Origin of the sequence: Marinibacterium sp. SX1, assembly GCF_050389775.1 — a bacterium.
Classification (GTDB): domain Bacteria; phylum Pseudomonadota; class Alphaproteobacteria; order Rhodobacterales; family Rhodobacteraceae; genus Marinibacterium.
Genome location: NZ_CP177144.1, coordinates 3,961,489 through 3,976,918 on the forward strand (window position 1 = coordinate 3,961,489; position 15,430 = coordinate 3,976,918).

Consider the following 15,430-nt stretch of genomic DNA (forward strand, 5'->3'; position numbering starts at 1 on the left):
CAGGCCCGCCCCGCGCCCGCAGAGCGGGGTGGGTGGGCGGGCGCTCTGCGGGCGCGGGGCGGGCCGGGCCGGATCATCCGCCGATGCCCAGCGAGGCCAGCCAGCCCAGCATGCCGGCCACCGCCGCCTCGGTCTGGCCCGGCGAGACCAGGTCGCCGGCCACCACGTGGCTGTTGGCATCATCGCCCGACCCCATGGTCACGGTCCGCATCGTCACCGGCCCGCCCCAGGCCCCGGCCACCCGGCGCGTGGCCTGAGGGCGCACGACCTTGTCGCCCTCGCTGAACCAGAACAGCGCCGGCACCCGCGCCGCGCCGTAATCCAGCCGCACGGCCCGGTCCACCAGCGCCGCCATGGGCAGCACCGCAACCGACGGGTAATCGGCCGTCCAGTAGGGCGCGATCTCGGCATTTCCCGACACCTCGCCGCGCCGAGGCCCCAGCACCAGCGGCAGCCACCACCGCGTGCCCGGCCAGGCCAGCAGGAAGGCCCCCGGCTCGTTGGGCCCGAAATTGGGGCTGACCAGGATCAGCGCCGCCACGTCTTCGGCCATGGCCGGATCCAGCGCGGCCATGGCCGCCAGGGTGCCCCCGGTCGAGGTGGCCATGACAACCACCTTCTCGCCCACCGCCCGGCCCGCCGCCAGCGCCTCGGCCGTGTCCTGCATCCAGTCCACCGCCGTCACCGCGCCCAGGGCATCGCCGGGCCGGCCGTGGCCCGCCAGCCGGCCATAGACCAGGTTGGCCCCCAGCGCAGCGGCGACCCGGTCGGGCACCGGGCGGATTTCCTCGGACGTGGCCGTGAAGCCGTGCAGATAGACAACCGACACCGGCGTGCGCCGTTCATAGCCGCCCTCGGCCCAGACCACGCGCTTTTCTACCCCCGGGGTGATGTCGTCAAAGGCGCTTTCGACGCTTTCGAAATAGACCTGCACGCCCTCGCCGAACCGGCGCGGGTCGAAATCGGCGCGCAGGGCGACCGGCTCGCGCGGGCCCAACAGCAGCACCGCGCCCACCAAGACCAACAAGACCACAAGACCCGCCGTCACCGCCTTGCCGATCATGCCCATGCCTGGTCCGCCCTATCCCGTTGCCGCGTCATGCCCCGGCGCGATGTCGCGCCAGCCGTGATCCAGCGCCAGGCCCGGCAGGTGGCAGGCCAGGTAATTGCCACCGCCATTGGCCGGCTGGTCCTGCGCCCGGCTGATCGCCACCCCCATCCTGTCGCTCAGGAACAGGGCGCCCACTGCGCCATGGGCCACGATGGCAATATCACCCTGCGTGGCATCCGCCGCAACGATCTCGTGGACCGCCGCACAGATCCGGGCCTGGGCATCCACCGCCCGTTCCCAGCCGCGCACCGCCTCGGTGGGCCGGGCAAAGAACGCATCGGCCATGGCCTCGAACGCTTCGCGCGGCAGGTAGCCCGTGGCGCTGCGGTCATTCTCGTGCAACGCGGCCATCGTCTGTACCGACAGCCCCAGCGCCTGGCCCAGGATCGCCGCGCCGTCCTGCGCCTTGCGCTCGGCGCTGGCATGGATGGCACTGACCCCGGCCACCGCCTCGCTGGTCGCAAAGGCCGCGTGCCGGGCCCGGCCCCTGTCGTTCAGCCCCCATTCCGTGACCGGCACCACCGGGTCGATGACCACGTCGGCATGGGTGATGAACAACAGCCGGCGGCTCACCCGGTGACCTCGTCGACCGCCGTTTCGATCAGGCCCAGGCAGGTCTCGTCGGAAAACCGGTGATCGGCCTCCTTGACCAGCAGCAGCCGCATGTCGGGGCTGGTCGCATGGTCCAGCAGGGCCACGGCCGTGGCCACCGAAACGGCCGTGTCGGCCGTGCCCTGCAACAGGCGCACCGGGAACGGCAGATCGAGCGGCGCGCGCAGCACCAGGTGGGCCCGCCCGTCCTCGATCATCTTCCGCGTGACGATGTAGGGCTCCATGTAATCCGACGGCAGCTCGACAGGTCGCCCGGCCTCGATCTCGGCCTTCTGGGCATCGGTGAACCCGGCCCAATAGCCGTCTTCGGTGAAATCCGGCGCGGCGGCAATGGTCACCAACCCGGCGAGGCGCGCGGGCCGTGCCCGAGCGAGGAGCAGCGCCTGCCAGCCGCCCATGGACGATCCGACGACCACCAGCGGGCCATCGGTCAGCGCGTCGATGGCCGCCAGCGTGTCCTCGTGCCAATCGGCGATCGAGCCCTCCTCGAAGGTCCCGCTGGACTGGCCGTGCCCGGAATAGTCGAACCGCAGGAAGCCCCGGCCATTGGCCCGCGCCCAGTCTTCGAGATGGATCGCCTTGGTGCCTTCCATGTCGGATTTCAGCCCGCCCAGGAAGACGACCATCGGCCCCGCGCCCTGGGTCCGGTGATAGGCCAGCCGCCGGCCCTGTGGCGTGTCCAGGTATTCAGGTTCGCGCATCATGTCCCTCCGGTCTGCGCCGCGATCATGCACGCGGCAGGCCGGCCGTCCACCCGGTTTTCCCCGCCCTGCCCCGCGCACCTGCCCCCGCACACCTGCCCCCGCCCCATCTCGCGCCGCATCTCACGCCCGGGGCCTGCGCCCGCCGCAGCCCAAATTTGCGCCCGCCCAGGACCCACACAGGACCGGCATTCACGTGACCATCTTGTCACGTGACTAAATAGTAACTTATAAGCGATTCCATGGACGCGATCTTCAAGGCCCTCAACGACCCTGCCCGCCGCGCGCTCCTGGACTCGCTCCGAGCGACGGACGGGCAGACACTGACCGAACTGGAAGAGCAGTTGGACATGAGCCGGTTCGGCGTGATGAAGCATCTCAAGGTGCTCGAGGACGCCCATCTCGTCGTCACGCGCAAGCGGGGGCGGTTCAAATACCACTACCTGAATGCCCTGCCCCTGCAGGAGATGATCACCCGCTGGGTGCATCCCTTCCTGCAACCCCATGCTGCCGCGCTGACGGATCTGAAAGCTCAACTCGAGGAGACCTCCATGAGCAAGCCCGACTTCATCATGTCGACCTTCATCAACTGCACCCAGGATGCCCTGTGGGATGCCCTGACCCGGGGTGACATCGTCGCCCGCTATCATTTCGCCTGCCAGGCCGCGCGTGGGACCATGCAGGCCCCGGGCGACGAGATCGCCTATCTGCGCCCCGACGGCGCGCCGATGCTGTCCAACCGGGTGATTGCCATCGAGCCCAAGACCCGGATCGAGATGGTCTTCCTGCCGGCCTGGGGCGACGACACCACCGAAAGCCGCTGTGTCTACCTGGTCGAACCGACCGCCTCGGGCATGAAACTGACCGTCGAACATTATGACATCCCCGCCGGCCAGCCGGGCATCGGCGATGGCTGGACGCGCTTCCTGTCGGGCATCAAGACCTTTCTCGAAACCGGCGAGGCCCATCGCTTCTTTCCCGAGATGCAGGCATGAGCGCCGCCGGCCCCGGGCTGACGCCCGAGCTGTTCTGGCTGCTGATGACGGCAATCCTGGCCGCCCTGCTCTGGGTGCCTTTCATCGTGCTGTCCTCGCGGCCGGCCGATGCGCCCTTCCAGAGCTTCGCCCGCATGGCCCGCATCAGCGAGATGTCGGATATCACCCAGCGCGCCTACCGTGCCCATCTCAACCTGCTGGAACAATTCCTGCCCTTCGCCGTGGTCGTGCTGATCGCCCACCTGGCCGGCGTGTCCAACGGGCTGACCCTCGCGGCCTGCGCGGCCTTCTTCTGGCTGCGCATCGCCCATGCGGTGGGCTTCATCGCGGGCTTTGCCCGCATGCCCCTGCGCCCGCTGCTGTTTACCGGCGGCTGGGTCTGCATCCTGGCCATCGCCGCGGCCATCCTGCTGGCGTGATCCGCCACCTGACGGCGGGGCGCGCGGTCGCCCTGCCGTCTTGACAACCCGGCCCCTGCCCGTCACTCAGGCCCCGCTACAAACCCGCAACCGGGCGTTCCGTGGGCGCCAGACCGACGAGGAGAGCCGATATGGCCCAGATCTCTCTCACCCTTCCCGATGGCAATTCGCGTTCCTATGACGCCGGCATCACGCCCGCGCAGATCGCTGCCGACATTTCCACCTCGCTGGCCAAGAAGGCCATCTCCGCCACCGTGAACGGCAAGCACTGGGATCTTCAGTGGCCGATCGACACGGATGCCGACATTGCCATCCACACGATGAAGGACGAGGCCCAGGCCAACGAGCTGGTCCGCCACGACCTGGCCCATATCATGGCCCGTGCCGTGCAGGAGATCTGGCCCGACACCAAGGTCACCATCGGCCCCGTCATCGAGAACGGCTGGTATTACGATTTCGACCGGGCCGAGCCCTTCACGCCGGAAGACCTGGGCGAAATCGAAAAGAAGATGAAGGACATCATCAACAAGCGCGAGCCCGTGACCACCGAGGTCTGGGACCGGGCCCGTGCGGTGAAGTTCTACGAGGACTCGGGCGAGCCCTACAAGGTCGAGCTGATCGACGCCATTCCCGGCGACGAGCCGCTGCGCATGTACTGGCACGGCGACTGGCAGGACCTCTGCCGCGGCCCGCACCTGCAGCACACCGGCCAGGTGCCGGCCGATGCCTTCAAGCTGATGTCCATCGCCGGGGCCTATTGGCGCGGCGACAGCAAGCGCCAGATGCTGCAGCGCATCTATGGTGTGGCCTTCACCGGCAAGGAAAAACTCAAGGCCCATCTGCACATGCTGGAAGAGGCCGCCAAGCGCGACCACCGCAAGCTGGGCCGCGAGATGGACCTGTTCCACATGCAGGAAGAGGCGCCCGGCCAGGTGTTCTGGCACCCGAACGGCTGGACGATCTACACCCAGCTGCAGGATTACATGCGCCGCAAGCAGCGCGTCGGCGGCTACCGCGAAATCAACACGCCCCAGGTCGTCGACCGCAAGCTGTGGGAAGCCAGCGGTCACTGGGAGAAATACCAGCACCACATGTTCCTGGTCGAGGTCGATGAGAGCCGCGACGGCGAGAACGACGATGCCAGCGCCAAGAACAAGGATCAGACGCGGATCAACGCGCTGAAGCCGATGAACTGCCCCTGCCACGTGCAGGTGTTCAACCAGGGTCTGAAATCCTACCGTGACCTGCCCCTGCGGCTGGCCGAGTTCGGGTCCTGTGCGCGGTTCGAACCCTCGGGCGCGTTGCACGGCATCATGCGCGTGCGCGGGTTCACCCAGGACGATGCGCATATCTTCTGCACCGAAGACCAGATCCAGGAGGAATGCGCGCGCTTCATCGACTTCCTGGCCAATGTCTACCAGGAACTGGGCTTCGACGATTTCGAGATCCGCTTTGCCACCCGCCCCGAAAAGCGCGTGGGCACCGAGGAAAGCTGGGATTACGTCGAAGGCGCGCTGGAAAACGCCATCAAGGCCGTGGGGCGTGAGTATACGCTGGAACCGGGCGACGGGGCGTTCTACGGGCCCAAGCTCGATTTCTACCTGACCGATGCCATCGGCCGGGTCTGGCAATGCGGCACCTTCCAGGTCGATCCCAACCTGCCCGAACGGCTGGGCGCCAGCTATATCGCCGCCGATGGCGACAAGCACCGGCCGTTCATGCTGCACCGCGCCTGCCTTGGGTCGTTCGAGCGGTTCATCGGCATCCTGATCGAGAACCACGAGGGCAAGCTGCCGTTCTGGCTGGCCCCGCGCCAGGTGGTCGTGGCCTCGATCACGTCCGAGGCCGACGATTACGTGGCCGAAGTGGTGGCCCAGCTGACCGCCGCCGGGGTCCGGGCCGAGGCCGATACGCGCAACGAAAAGATCAACTACAAGGTCCGCGAGCATTCGGTGGGCAAGGTCCCGGTGATCCTGGCCGTGGGGGCGCGCGAGGTCGAAGAGCGCACCGTGTCGGTCCGCCGGCTGGGCGAGAAAAAGACCGAGGTGCAGAGCCTGGAGGCTGTAACAAAGGCCCTGGGAACCGAGGCGACGCCGCCGGATCTTCTGTAACATTGCGTGATGACAAGCGGCCGGCATGTGACAACATGCCGGCCGTTTTGCTTTTGCGGCCTTTGAAATCAATCGCTTGGCAGGGATCGACCCTGACATTGCCTGACAGGGCCGTGACCAACAGGCTCGTGACTTCATGCGCGAGGCGTGGCGGACTACCTTGGGAGCATCATCGAGTGCAACCCAAGGGAGACGATCCATGCCCAACCCCGTCAAGACGATGACCGTCGCCGCATCCATCGCCGCGGCCTTGACCGCCCATGCCACCACCGCCGAGGCCCAGGCCAAGGAAAAATGCTATGGCATCTCGCTGGCCGGCGAGAACGATTGCGCGGCCGGCCCGGGCACGACCTGCGCCGGGACCTCGACCGTCGATTACCAGGGCAACGCCTGGACCCTGGTCGACAGCGGCACCTGCACCGAGATCGAGCTGCCGGCCATGGCCGATGGCACGGCGCGCGAAGGCTCGCTGGACGCGCTCGACCGCGACCTGCCGGCCTGAGCCCCGGGCGATGGGTTCCCCCGGGAACCCATCCTACGCCCCGCCCTTGTAGGGCGGGGTTCACCCCGCCGCACCGTTGCCCCAGCGCCAAGACCCAAGACCGAAGACCGGAGGCCCCATGCCCGACAGCTCACGCGCCCATCTGCCCGCCGCGGCCGGGGTCGGATACAAGCCCCAGCACTACGCCGCGATCATCGACGATCCCGCCCCGGTGGCCTGGCTGGAAATCCATGCCGAGAACTACATGGGAGACGGCGGCCGCCCCCTGGCCCAGCTGCGCGCCCTGTCCGAACGCTTTCCGATCTCGGTCCATGGCGTCGGCCTGTCGATCGGCGGTGCGGCCCCGCTCGACCGCGATCACCTGGCCCGGCTGAAACACCTGGTGTCCTGGCTGAACCCGGCCAGCTTTTCCGAGCACCTGGCCTGGTCGACCCATGACAGCCATTTCCTCAACGACCTGCTGCCCCTGCCCTATACCGATGCCACGCTGGCCCGGATCGTCGACCATGTCGACCAGGTCCAGGACGCGCTCGGCCGGCCGATGCTGCTGGAAAACCCGTCGAGCTACCTGGCCTTTGCCGAAAGCACCTGGGCCGAGCCCGATTTCCTGGCCGAGATCGCCCGGCGCACGGGCTGCGGCCTGCTGCTGGACATCAACAATGTCTTTGTCTCGGCCACCAACCTGGGCTTTTCGCCCCAGGGCTACATCGATGCCTTCGACCTCGAGCGGGTCGGGGAAATCCACCTGGGCGGCCATGACGAAGACCAAGACGACCACGGGGCGCCGCTGCTGATCGACAGCCACGGGCGCGAGATCGCCGATCCGGTCTGGGCCCTGCTCGATTACACGCTCTGGCATGCCGGCGGACAATCGGCCACGCCCCCGCAAACCGGATGCGGGCCGAAACCGGTGCTTGTCGAATGGGATACGGACGTGCCCGACTGGCCCGTCCTGGCCACCGAGGCCACCCGCGCGGCCCGCGCCCTTGCCGGCCCGCTGCCCGCCGTTTCGCCCGTGGCCCTGCCCGCCGGCGCGGCCTGATGCCCGGCCCTGTCCGCCCCGGGCTCGACGTGCCGGTCATCGACCAGGACGGCTGTTACCAGGCCCCGCGCGACACGCTGTCCCCCGGGCCCGACGTGCAGGCCGTCGAGCAGGACAGCTGTCACCAGGCCCCGCACGACCCGCGTTGCCCTGTGCCCAACGTACCGGCCGTCGACCAGGACGGCTTTCACCAGGCCCTTCGCGACCCGCTGTGCCCCGTGCCCGACGGCCTGACCGATGGCCTGGCCCGGCCCGCCGGCCGGCGGTTCGATGTCTATCGCAACAACGTGGCCTCGTCGCTGACCCGCGCCCTGCACACGGCCTTTCCGACCCTGGCCAACCTGCTCGGCCCGGCCAACATGGACGGGCTCGCCGGGCTCTACCTGCGCGCCCATCCGCCCGAAACACCGTTGATGATGCATTACGGCGCGGCCATGCCCGATTTCGTCGCCGCGATGGACCAGCTGGCCCACCTGCCCTACCTGGCCGATATCGCCCGGCTCGACCTGGCCATGCGCCGGTCCTACCACGCCGCCGATGCCGCCCCCATCGATGCCGCCACCCTGGCCTGCCTGTCGCCCGAGGCGCTGATGGGCGCGCGCATGTCCCTGGCCCCGGCCGTCCAGCTGCTGCGCTCGGCCCATCCGGTGCATGACATCTGGGCCTTTGCCATGGCCGGTGGGCCCAAGCCCCGGCCCGGCGCCCAGGACATCATCATCCTGCGCCCCGATTTCGACCCCGCCCCGCACCTGCTGCCCCTGGGCGCCGGCGCCTTGGTCGAGGCGCTGGCCCAGGGCGCCGACCTGGCCAGTGCCCAGGCCCGGGCCGAGACCGACCACCCGGGGTTCGACCCCGGCCCAGCCATCGCCCTGCTGTTGCAGGGCGCCGCCATCACGACCCTGACGCCAAAGGACCCGCAGCCATGAACCGCCTGATTTCCCTGCACAATTCGATCTTCGGATTCATCCAGACCCTGGCCGGCCATGGTCTGCCCGTCCTGGCCCGGTTCACCTTTGCCGCCGTACTGCTGATGTATTTCTGGCGCTCGGCCCTGACCAAGCTGGGCGACGGGTTCTTCGGGTTCCTCAACCCGTCGGTCGGCGCCTACACCCAGATGTTCCCCCGCCAGATGGAAGCCGTGTCCTACGATGTCACCCAGCTGGGCATCCTGCCCTGGCTGGTCGCGCTGGTCGGCACCTGGGCCGAGTTCCTGCTGCCCCTGCTCATCGTCCTGGGCCTGTTCACCCGGCTGGCCGCGCTTGGCATGATCGGCTTTGTCGTCGTCCAGTCGCTGACCGATGTCTATGGCCATGGTGCGACCGATGCCCAGACCCTGGGTGCCTGGTTCGATGGCGCCTCGGGCAGCCTGATCATGGATCAGCGCACGCTCTGGGTCTTTCTTTTGCTCTACCTAGTCGCCCGCGGCGGCGGGTTCCTGTCGCTCGATGCGCTGTGGCGCCGGATGGGCGCGCCCGGGCCAGTCTGACGGGCCAATCTGACGGGCCAATCTGACGGGCCGTTTCACCCCGTCCTGCCCCCGCCAGTCCAATACCTTGCCTAAAAAGGGCCGCCCGCATTCGCCGGCGGCCCTTTTCTGTTACTCACCCGGGCCAGTGTCGCCCCCGGTGGCTCAGACCCCCAGCGACGCTTGCACCGCCGGTGTCCAGCCCAGGTGCAGCGCCTCGCCGGCCTCGATCAGCGGGCGTTTCATCAGCGTCGGATGGTCGGCCAGCAAGTCCAGCGGCGGCCGGGCCCGTTCGGCCTCGTCCAGCCCGCGCCAGGTGGTCGAACGCCGGTTGACCAGCGCCTCGCCAAAGGTCTCCAGCGCCCGCGCCATCACAGCCGCCGGCACCCCGTCGGCGCGCACGTCGACGAATTCCGCCTGCGGCAATGCCCGAATTGCCTTTTTACAGGTATCGCAGCTCTTTAATCCGTATATCCGCATATCTTTTCCTCTTTTAGAAAGGCGAAATAATTGGCACGGCATGGAATTCATAGGTCTTTTTCTTGATTTTTTGCCGCGCCGTGCGACACTCGAAGGGCGTTAACGTCATGCCACTCTCGGTCTCTGCCAACCCGGACCGTCGGTCTGCACGGCGTCCGCATGGAAAGATGTGCCCGTTTGCGGGTGCAGGACCTAAGGTGAAAGGAGACACGGGACATGCCGACTGGCACCGTGAAATGGTTCAATACAACCAAGGGGTATGGTTTCATTGCCCCCGACGAAGGTGGAAAAGACGTTTTCGTGCACATCTCGGCCGTGGAACGGTCGGGTCTGACAGGGCTCGCGGACAACCAGAAGATCGGGTACGAACTCGTCGAAGGCCGCGACGGGCGCACCATGGCCGGAGATCTCAAACCATTGTAAAAACGTAATTTTCGACAGGATCAACAGCTCATTGCGCGAAACCTGTCGGTTTCGGATCATAATCTGAACGTGACGACAGACTTGCTGCGCCCTGGTTCCGCCCGGGCGCATTTTCGCAAACTGCCCCGGGTCTTGCGCCCTGAACACCGCGTGGTGTCATCCGCGGTCCGGCAGGGTGCCCGTGTATCGATGACCTGTGTTTCGATGACCTGAGCAACGGCGGCCTGCGCGGTGCATGACCGGAACCCGCCCCGTCGGCGACTTGCCGCTGACTTCCCCGGGGCCCATGGCCGGCCCTCGGGATTGTCCGCTTGGGATGATTGTCACCCTGCGCCCAATTCCGCCCCATTACCCCGGCGCGCCCTATTGACCGCGCGCCCGGGGCGAATTGGCAGGCGATCAATAACAGCCCTTGGCGCCCACCGCACAGGAATAGGAATTGCCATAGCTGCGCCGATAGGGCGTCTGCTTGGCCTGGGCATAGGTCACCTGCTGGTTCGGTGTGCCGCAGCTGGTGGTGCCGTCGACCGACACGGGCTGCAGGCCCGAGGGGCAGTAATTGACGCTGCTGCCGGTGGCATAGATCCCCACGGGCATTTCCGACGAGGATTGCTGGATCGTCGCCGCGTCGCTGGCCAGGGCTGGCCCGGACAGGGCCGCCATGGCCGCCAGTGTGACGATGGTCAGCGCGGCACGCCGGCCGCGGGTCTGGTGGTTGCGCATCTGGGCCCCCGGTTGCAAGTGAACATCCGGTTTCAATCTGCCGGGCCGCCGGGCGCCAAGTCTAGCCTTTTGTTGGTTCGGAAACGCATTGTTTTGCCCGCCCGCGCGATTCGGACGCGCCGGTCAGGCCGGATCCTGGCCGAGCTGTTGCCAATGCTCGCCCATGGCCACGATGCAGGACCGGCCGGTGGCGTAGGTCACCACCATCGTCCAGTCGCCGCGCCGGTCGGTCCAGAGCTCCATCACCTGTTCCGGCCCGCGCAGGCCGGTGGCCTGCTGGCGGGTGCCGAACTGGCGCTGCAGCTTGTCGCGCATGCGCCCGGTCTCATCGCAGACCACCTCGGCCAGCGGCGACACGGCCAGCGCCGGGGTGGCGCAGGGCATCAGCATGATCAGGGAAAGGGCGGTGCGCAGGGTCATGGCGCAAACGTAACAGTTTCATGACAGCGCGTATATAGCCTTGCTATACATCCACCCCCCGACCCGGCCACTGCCGCATTGACAGCGCCCGCCTTGCTTGGTCTGCATCGCGGCCATGAAAGATGTGCCGCCTTCCCTGCCCGATGGTGACGGACTACGCCTGAGCGGCGCGCCGCTGGACCGGGCGCGCCGTATCCTGGTTGTGGTGCCCGGCGCGCTGACCCGGCTGGAGGTCTTTGCCCCGCTGACCGAGACCCTGCCTTCGGGCACCGCCCTGGTCGAGCTGGCCTTTCCCGGCATGGACGGCCGGCCGCTGGACCGGCCCCTGCGCGTGCGTGCCACCGCCCGGCGCCTGGCCCGGCGCCTGAACGCCAGCCCGGCCACGCGGATCGACCTGGTCGGGATCTCGGCCGGGTCGGCCGTCTGTTTCGAATTGCGCGGGCGGCTGAGCTGTCCCGATGTCACCCTGGCTGCCATCGCGGCCCCGGCGCCCTTTCCCTACGTGGCCTTTGCCTCGATCTGGATGACCACCGACATCTGGCGGGCCTGGCGGGCCCATCGCGGCGCGCCCTGGCCGCTGATCTGGTTCGAGCTGTTCCAGGTCCTGCTGTTCGGCCGGGTCGAGAAGCGCCCGCCCCTGCCGCTGGACGACCATGGCCGCCGGGTCGGGCCGACCGTCACGCCCACGCCCCGCCTGCTGGCCTATCACGGCGCCGGCGTGGCCCTGTGGCGACCGAGCGTCCGCGCCATGCGGGCACAGACGCCCATCCGGTTCTTTCACGGCAGCCACGATACCGTCAGCCCGTCGGGCGCGATGGCCCGCTTTGCCCGGCGGGTGCGCAACGCCGATGTCACCTGGTATCGGGATCGGGGCCATCTGGCCCATGTGCTGAACCCGGATCTTTACGCCGACATCCGCCGGTTCTGGCTGTATCGCGGCCGGCGGCCGGGCTGATCGCCGCCCGGCCGGGGCGCGGGCCTCAGCCCTTCAGGACCGCGTCCAGTTCGCGCCATTCGCGCTTGGTCAGGCCCGAGGTCTCCTGGGTGAGCTCTTCGCCCTTCAGCATGCGCCGAACGCAGTCCAGCGCCGTGGCCGACAGGGTCTGGGCGCCCAGCCGGTATTCCTCGAAGGCGCCGTAGGCAAAGGGCACCCAATCGGCGACCACCTTGCAGATCTCTTCGGCATAGACCCGGATTTCGTATTGCGCATGGGCATCCGCCCGCAGCCGCAGGAAGTGGAACAGGTTGTGCAGATCCACCTTCCAGTACCATTGGGTATAGATGTTGGCCGGCAGGTTCATCCGCGCCAGTTCCCGCGCCAGCCCCTGCTGGCCCTCGGTCGAGATCATGGATTGGTAATTGTCATAGGCCCGCGTGCTGTCGGCCTTGAGCATCTCAAGCACCCGCGCGGCCTCTTCGCCTTCCAGCGTCGCGCCCCGGCCCTGGTTGTTGACCTCGGACTGGGCGGCCACGTGTTCGGGCGCCGGGATATAGAACTCGCGGTCCAGGATCGAATACCGTGCCGAGTATTCGTTGACGTTGGCCGTGCGGTGGCGGATCCACTGACGCGCCACGAAGACCGGCAGCTTGACGTGCAGCTTGATCTCGCACATCTCGAAGGGCGTCGAATGCCAGTGGCGCATCAGGTAGCGGATCAGCCCCTCGTCGTTCTGCACCGACTTGGTGCCCCGGCCATAGGACACCCGCGCCGCCTGGCAGATCGCGGCGTCATCGCCCATGTAGTCGACGACCCGCACGAAGCCATGGTCCAGCACCGGCCGCGCCTCGTAGAGATGAGCCTCGATCCCCGGGGCCGTGGCCCGCAGCGTCGGCCGCGCCTCACTGCGCAGTTCTGCGATTTCGGCAAGCTGGTCAGGCGACAGGCCCATGGCGGTATTCCCTTCGATGCGACTCGGCCCCTACTATATCTGGCCGAAACGCCCGAAGAAACACCATATGCTGCGGTATGGCAATCCTACAATGCCCCGCCACGAATCGGCGCCCGGCGCCCCGTGGCAATTGACTTTCATGCCAATCACGCGAAAAATTGAAGAAAACGTGCAGAAAAAACAATACACCTGAACTAACACCGAGGCAGACAGGCATGAACAGGTTTATCGTCGCGATCGCGGCGGGACTTGCGGTATCGGCATGCAGTGGCGGCAACCCCTTCGAAGAAGACACCGACGACGGGACCGAGACCGAAACCACCATCCCCGAGGCGATTTCCCGCGATGTCGACAGCATCAGCTATGATGCCGACAGCCAGACCCTGATCGTGCGCGGTCAGTCGCTGGACAACACCCCCTACGAGGCCACCTATACCCGTGCCGCGGCGCTCGATCGCAACGGCTACGAGGCCTATACCTCGCAGGAAGGCTCGCTCGGCCGCCATCACACGGCCTATGTGCGCGAGATCGACGGCGCGCGGGCGGCGGTGGTCATGGCCGGCGGCCAGTTCGACCACCTGTTCTCGGGTGCCGATTACGGCCGCACCGGGCCCTATACCGCCCCCGATGTCAGCCAGGAAGGCGGCATCGTGCATTATGCCGGGTCCTATGTCGGGCTGGTGAACGGGCCGGGCGACGGGTCCGACCTGAACCCGGTGGCCGACGGCACGCCCGATGCGGTCCTGCCCAGCCAGGCCGCCGAGGTCACCGGCCAGGTCTTCATCACCGCCGATTTCGCCGACAACGTGGTCGATGGGGTGATCTATGACCGCGACCTGCCGGATTACCCGACCGTCGAGCCCCAGAACCTGAACCTGGGTGTCGGCTCGATTGCCGAGAACGGCACGTTCGACGGCACCGTCTACGTCGGCGCCAACAACAATGTCGGCGAATATGGCGGGATCTTCTCCGGCCAGGATGCCTCGGCCGTGGCGGGGGCGATCTATGCCTCCGAACATATCGAGGGTGTGACCAACGAATACGAGCAGGGCATCTTCGTGCTCGGCCAGTGTGGCACGGCGAATGACGATCCGGTCTGCGATCAGCCGCTGCCGTGACCTTCTGGGCGCGGCAGCACTTGCCGCCGCGCTTGGCCTGGCCCCTGCTCCCGCTGCGCAGGCGCAGGAGCAGATGGCCATCGGCCTGGACCAGGCCCGCGACATGGCGGTGGCCGCGCTGCGCGCCGGCGATCCCGGCCTGGCCATCGCGCTGGCGCGCGGCCTTCTGAAGGCCGACCCGGACGACTTCGTCGCCCTTTATGTCCTGGCCACGGCCGAGGCCGGCCTCGGCCGGCCGACCGCCAGCCGCAAGGCCGCTGCGCGGGCCTTCCGGCTGGGCGATACCGACACCGCCCGCTTCCGCTCGGCCCAGCTGGCCGCGCGGATGGCCTATGAGGAAGACCGCTATTCGCTGTCACAGCTCTGGCTGCGCCGGGCGGCGATCCATGCGCCCGACGACACTGCCGCGGCGGCAGTGGCCAAGGATTACCGGCTGCTGCGCCGGATCAACCCATGGTCGGTGCGCCTGCAGGTCGACATCCGCCCGTCGAGCAACGTGAACAAGGGGGCCGACACCGCGCTGCAAATCATCGACGGCGTGCCGGTCACCGGCTATCTCAGCGGGTCGGCCCAGGCCCTGTCGGGCCTGATCACCGCCGTCGACCTGGCCTCGTCCTACCGGATCGCCGGCAGCGCCCGGCACGACACCCGCCTGATGGGCCGGCTCTACGTGCAGCGCGTGGCCCTGTCGGCCGAAGCCCGCGACCAGGCGCCCGAAGCCTCGGGCAGCGATTTCGGCACCACCTTCGCCGAGGGCGGCCTGCGCCATGTCTGGACCACCGGCGACCGGGGCTCGGCCACGGCCGAGGTCACCCTGGGCGAGGCCTGGGCCGCGGGCGAACGCAGTTTTCGTTTCTCGCGTCTCGATCTCAGCCATGCCTGGCAACTGGGCGGCGGCCACATGCTGTCGCTCAGCGCGCTGGCCGAAACCCGCTACATGGCCCGTTATGCCACCAATGACGCCCATATCCTGGGCCTTGGCGCGCGCTGGCGCAAACGGCTGGGCAATGGCGACACGCTGGATGTCACCCTGGCCTGGCGCGACAGCGCGGCAGCCCATGACAACGGCAGTTATACCTCGGGCTCGCTGCGCACCGAATACGAGCTGGGCCGGCCGGTCGGACCGGTCACCCTGAGCGGCGCGGTGATCCTGGGCCAGACCGATTACCCCGATTTCATCTCGGGCGGCTTCATCCGCGTGCCCGGCGGCCGGCAGGACCAATCGATCTACGGCGAGATCAACATGATGTTTCACGAGGTCGAATTCGCCGGCTTCGCCCCCATGTTGAGGCTGCGCGCCGGCGAGAAGGACTCGAACGACACCCGCTACAGCATGAACGAACTCACGCTTTCGCTGGGCTTTCGGTCGAAATTCTGAAATCGGCGGGCAAAGCGGCGGGAACGCACTGGCGTCCCGGG

General features: G+C 67.7%; 19 protein-coding genes. 12 read left to right on the forward strand and 7 right to left on the reverse strand.

Annotated elements, in window-relative coordinates; translation table 11 throughout:
• Nucleotides 1-73 precede the first annotated feature (73 nt).
• Genes ACK3BB_RS17875 through ACK3BB_RS17885 form a run of 3 tightly spaced genes read right to left on the reverse strand, consistent with a single transcriptional unit; the run spans nt 74 to nt 2,424 of the window.
• Nucleotides 74-1,069 carry an alpha/beta hydrolase gene (locus ACK3BB_RS17875; protein WP_428925995.1) on the reverse strand — a complete coding sequence of 332 codons (996 nt, stop codon included), beginning with the start codon at nt 1,067-1,069 and terminating at the stop codon, nt 74-76.
• A 12-nt stretch (nt 1,070-1,081) separates the two neighbouring features.
• The gene (locus ACK3BB_RS17880) at nt 1,082-1,684 is read right to left on the reverse strand and encodes a histidine phosphatase family protein (RefSeq protein ID WP_428925996.1); all 603 of its coding nucleotides are present in this window, start codon (nt 1,682-1,684) and stop codon (nt 1,082-1,084) included.
• Nucleotides 1,681-2,424: an alpha/beta fold hydrolase gene (locus ACK3BB_RS17885; protein ID WP_428925997.1), complete on the reverse strand. Its 744-nt coding sequence runs from the start codon at nt 2,422-2,424 to the stop codon at nt 1,681-1,683. Before ACK3BB_RS17885 ends, ACK3BB_RS17880 begins: the two co-directional genes overlap by 4 nt.
• 242 nt (nt 2,425-2,666) lie before the next feature.
• Here ACK3BB_RS17885 and ACK3BB_RS17890 point away from each other — a divergent pair, with 242 nt between their 5' ends.
• From ACK3BB_RS17890 to ACK3BB_RS17920, 7 genes are all read left to right on the forward strand, one after another.
• The gene (locus ACK3BB_RS17890) at nt 2,667-3,419 is read left to right on the forward strand and encodes an ArsR/SmtB family transcription factor (RefSeq protein ID WP_428925998.1); all 753 of its coding nucleotides are present in this window, start codon (nt 2,667-2,669) and stop codon (nt 3,417-3,419) included.
• Nucleotides 3,416-3,838, forward strand: a complete 423-nt coding sequence (locus tag ACK3BB_RS17895; RefSeq protein ID WP_428925999.1) for an MAPEG family protein — start codon at nt 3,416-3,418, stop codon at nt 3,836-3,838. The genes ACK3BB_RS17890 and ACK3BB_RS17895 overlap by 4 nt, the downstream gene beginning before the upstream one ends.
• 131 nt (nt 3,839-3,969) lie before the next feature.
• Nucleotides 3,970-5,949 carry a threonine--tRNA ligase gene (thrS, locus tag ACK3BB_RS17900; RefSeq protein WP_428926000.1) on the forward strand — a complete coding sequence of 660 codons (1,980 nt, stop codon included), beginning with the start codon at nt 3,970-3,972 and terminating at the stop codon, nt 5,947-5,949.
• 199 nt (nt 5,950-6,148) lie between these two features.
• Entirely contained in the window at nt 6,149-6,451 is a 303-nt protein-coding gene (locus tag ACK3BB_RS17905) for a DUF2282 domain-containing protein (protein ID WP_428926001.1), read from the forward strand.
• A gap of 118 nt (nt 6,452-6,569) precedes the next feature.
• Nucleotides 6,570-7,493 carry a DUF692 domain-containing protein gene (locus tag ACK3BB_RS17910; RefSeq protein WP_428926002.1) on the forward strand — a complete coding sequence of 308 codons (924 nt, stop codon included), beginning with the start codon at nt 6,570-6,572 and terminating at the stop codon, nt 7,491-7,493.
• Complete coding sequence (locus ACK3BB_RS17915) at nt 7,493-8,419, forward strand: putative DNA-binding domain-containing protein (protein WP_428926003.1); 927 nt, start codon at nt 7,493-7,495, stop codon at nt 8,417-8,419. Before ACK3BB_RS17910 ends, ACK3BB_RS17915 begins: the two co-directional genes overlap by 1 nt.
• Nucleotides 8,416-8,979, forward strand: coding sequence for a DoxX family membrane protein (locus ACK3BB_RS17920; protein ID WP_428926004.1), 564 nt, complete (start codon nt 8,416-8,418; stop codon nt 8,977-8,979). Before ACK3BB_RS17915 ends, ACK3BB_RS17920 begins: the two co-directional genes overlap by 4 nt.
• 144 nt (nt 8,980-9,123) lie before the next feature.
• On the opposite strand, the gene ACK3BB_RS17925 is transcribed toward ACK3BB_RS17920, so the two are convergent.
• Nucleotides 9,124-9,438 (reverse strand): ArsC/Spx/MgsR family protein, encoded by a 315-nt coding sequence (locus ACK3BB_RS17925; RefSeq protein ID WP_428926005.1) that lies wholly within the window; start codon nt 9,436-9,438, stop codon nt 9,124-9,126.
• A gap of 216 nt (nt 9,439-9,654) precedes the next feature.
• Here ACK3BB_RS17925 and ACK3BB_RS17930 point away from each other — a divergent pair, with 216 nt between their 5' ends.
• Nucleotides 9,655-9,861: a cold-shock protein gene (locus ACK3BB_RS17930; RefSeq protein ID WP_111773948.1), complete on the forward strand. Its 207-nt coding sequence runs from the start codon at nt 9,655-9,657 to the stop codon at nt 9,859-9,861.
• 399 nt (nt 9,862-10,260) lie between these two features.
• On the opposite strand, the gene ACK3BB_RS17935 is transcribed toward ACK3BB_RS17930, so the two are convergent.
• Both ACK3BB_RS17935 and ACK3BB_RS17940 read right to left on the reverse strand, forming a co-directional pair.
• On the reverse strand, nt 10,261-10,584 hold the full coding sequence (locus tag ACK3BB_RS17935) for a hypothetical protein (protein WP_428926006.1): 324 nt from the start codon (nt 10,582-10,584) through the stop codon (nt 10,261-10,263).
• A 123-nt stretch (nt 10,585-10,707) separates the two neighbouring features.
• Nucleotides 10,708-11,004, reverse strand: a complete 297-nt coding sequence (locus ACK3BB_RS17940; protein WP_428926007.1) for a hypothetical protein — start codon at nt 11,002-11,004, stop codon at nt 10,708-10,710.
• Between the two features lie 115 nt (nt 11,005-11,119).
• Here ACK3BB_RS17940 and ACK3BB_RS17945 point away from each other — a divergent pair, with 115 nt between their 5' ends.
• The gene (locus tag ACK3BB_RS17945) at nt 11,120-11,959 is read left to right on the forward strand and encodes an alpha/beta fold hydrolase (protein WP_428926008.1); all 840 of its coding nucleotides are present in this window, start codon (nt 11,120-11,122) and stop codon (nt 11,957-11,959) included.
• Nucleotides 11,960-11,984: 25 nt separating this feature from the next.
• Here ACK3BB_RS17945 and thyX read toward each other — a convergent pair whose 3' ends face one another.
• The gene (gene thyX, locus ACK3BB_RS17950) at nt 11,985-12,893 is read right to left on the reverse strand and encodes an FAD-dependent thymidylate synthase (protein ID WP_428926009.1); all 909 of its coding nucleotides are present in this window, start codon (nt 12,891-12,893) and stop codon (nt 11,985-11,987) included.
• On the opposite strand from thyX, the gene ACK3BB_RS17955 reads away from it, so the two are divergent.
• The 3 genes from ACK3BB_RS17955 to ACK3BB_RS17965 are packed head-to-tail and all read left to right on the forward strand — an operon-like array spanning nt 12,892 to nt 15,389.
• Nucleotides 12,892-13,086, forward strand: a complete 195-nt coding sequence (locus ACK3BB_RS17955) for a hypothetical protein (RefSeq protein WP_428926010.1) — start codon at nt 12,892-12,894, stop codon at nt 13,084-13,086. The two genes, thyX and ACK3BB_RS17955, sit on opposite strands and share 2 nt — an antisense overlap.
• A 22-nt stretch (nt 13,087-13,108) precedes the next feature.
• Nucleotides 13,109-14,011 (forward strand): thymidylate synthase, encoded by a 903-nt coding sequence (locus ACK3BB_RS17960; protein ID WP_428926011.1) that lies wholly within the window; start codon nt 13,109-13,111, stop codon nt 14,009-14,011.
• Nucleotides 13,977-15,389, forward strand: a complete 1,413-nt coding sequence (locus ACK3BB_RS17965; protein WP_428926012.1) for a tetratricopeptide repeat protein — start codon at nt 13,977-13,979, stop codon at nt 15,387-15,389. The genes ACK3BB_RS17960 and ACK3BB_RS17965 overlap by 35 nt, the downstream gene beginning before the upstream one ends.
• Nucleotides 15,390-15,430 lie beyond the last annotated feature (41 nt).

What these genes read in the sequence shown, in the direction of transcription:
- ACK3BB_RS17875 (WP_428925995.1), bottom strand. Translation starts at nt 1,069, where the DNA reads ATGGGCATGATCGGCAAGGCGGTGACGGCGGGTCTTGTGGTCTTGTTG.
- ACK3BB_RS17885 (WP_428925997.1), bottom strand. Translation starts at nt 2,424, where the DNA reads ATGCGCGAACCTGAATACCTGGACACGCCACAGGGCCGGCGGCTGGCC.
- ACK3BB_RS17890 (WP_428925998.1), top strand. Translation starts at nt 2,667, where the DNA reads ATGGACGCGATCTTCAAGGCCCTCAACGACCCTGCCCGCCGCGCGCTC.
- ACK3BB_RS17895 (WP_428925999.1), top strand. Translation starts at nt 3,416, where the DNA reads ATGAGCGCCGCCGGCCCCGGGCTGACGCCCGAGCTGTTCTGGCTGCTG.
- thrS (WP_428926000.1), top strand. Translation starts at nt 3,970, where the DNA reads ATGGCCCAGATCTCTCTCACCCTTCCCGATGGCAATTCGCGTTCCTAT.
- ACK3BB_RS17905 (WP_428926001.1), top strand. Translation starts at nt 6,149, where the DNA reads ATGCCCAACCCCGTCAAGACGATGACCGTCGCCGCATCCATCGCCGCG.
- ACK3BB_RS17910 (WP_428926002.1), top strand. Translation starts at nt 6,570, where the DNA reads ATGCCCGACAGCTCACGCGCCCATCTGCCCGCCGCGGCCGGGGTCGGA.
- ACK3BB_RS17915 (WP_428926003.1), top strand. Translation starts at nt 7,493, where the DNA reads ATGCCCGGCCCTGTCCGCCCCGGGCTCGACGTGCCGGTCATCGACCAG.
- ACK3BB_RS17920 (WP_428926004.1), top strand. Translation starts at nt 8,416, where the DNA reads ATGAACCGCCTGATTTCCCTGCACAATTCGATCTTCGGATTCATCCAG.
- ACK3BB_RS17925 (WP_428926005.1), bottom strand. Translation starts at nt 9,438, where the DNA reads ATGCGGATATACGGATTAAAGAGCTGCGATACCTGTAAAAAGGCAATT.
- ACK3BB_RS17930 (WP_111773948.1), top strand. Translation starts at nt 9,655, where the DNA reads ATGCCGACTGGCACCGTGAAATGGTTCAATACAACCAAGGGGTATGGT.
- ACK3BB_RS17935 (WP_428926006.1), bottom strand. Translation starts at nt 10,584, where the DNA reads ATGCGCAACCACCAGACCCGCGGCCGGCGTGCCGCGCTGACCATCGTC.
- ACK3BB_RS17940 (WP_428926007.1), bottom strand. Translation starts at nt 11,004, where the DNA reads ATGACCCTGCGCACCGCCCTTTCCCTGATCATGCTGATGCCCTGCGCC.
- ACK3BB_RS17945 (WP_428926008.1), top strand. Translation starts at nt 11,120, where the DNA reads ATGAAAGATGTGCCGCCTTCCCTGCCCGATGGTGACGGACTACGCCTG.
- ACK3BB_RS17955 (WP_428926010.1), top strand. Translation starts at nt 12,892, where the DNA reads ATGGCGGTATTCCCTTCGATGCGACTCGGCCCCTACTATATCTGGCCG.
- thyX (WP_428926009.1), bottom strand. Translation starts at nt 12,893, where the DNA reads ATGGGCCTGTCGCCTGACCAGCTTGCCGAAATCGCAGAACTGCGCAGT.
- ACK3BB_RS17960 (WP_428926011.1), top strand. Translation starts at nt 13,109, where the DNA reads ATGAACAGGTTTATCGTCGCGATCGCGGCGGGACTTGCGGTATCGGCA.
- ACK3BB_RS17965 (WP_428926012.1), top strand. Translation starts at nt 13,977, where the DNA reads ATGACGATCCGGTCTGCGATCAGCCGCTGCCGTGACCTTCTGGGCGCG.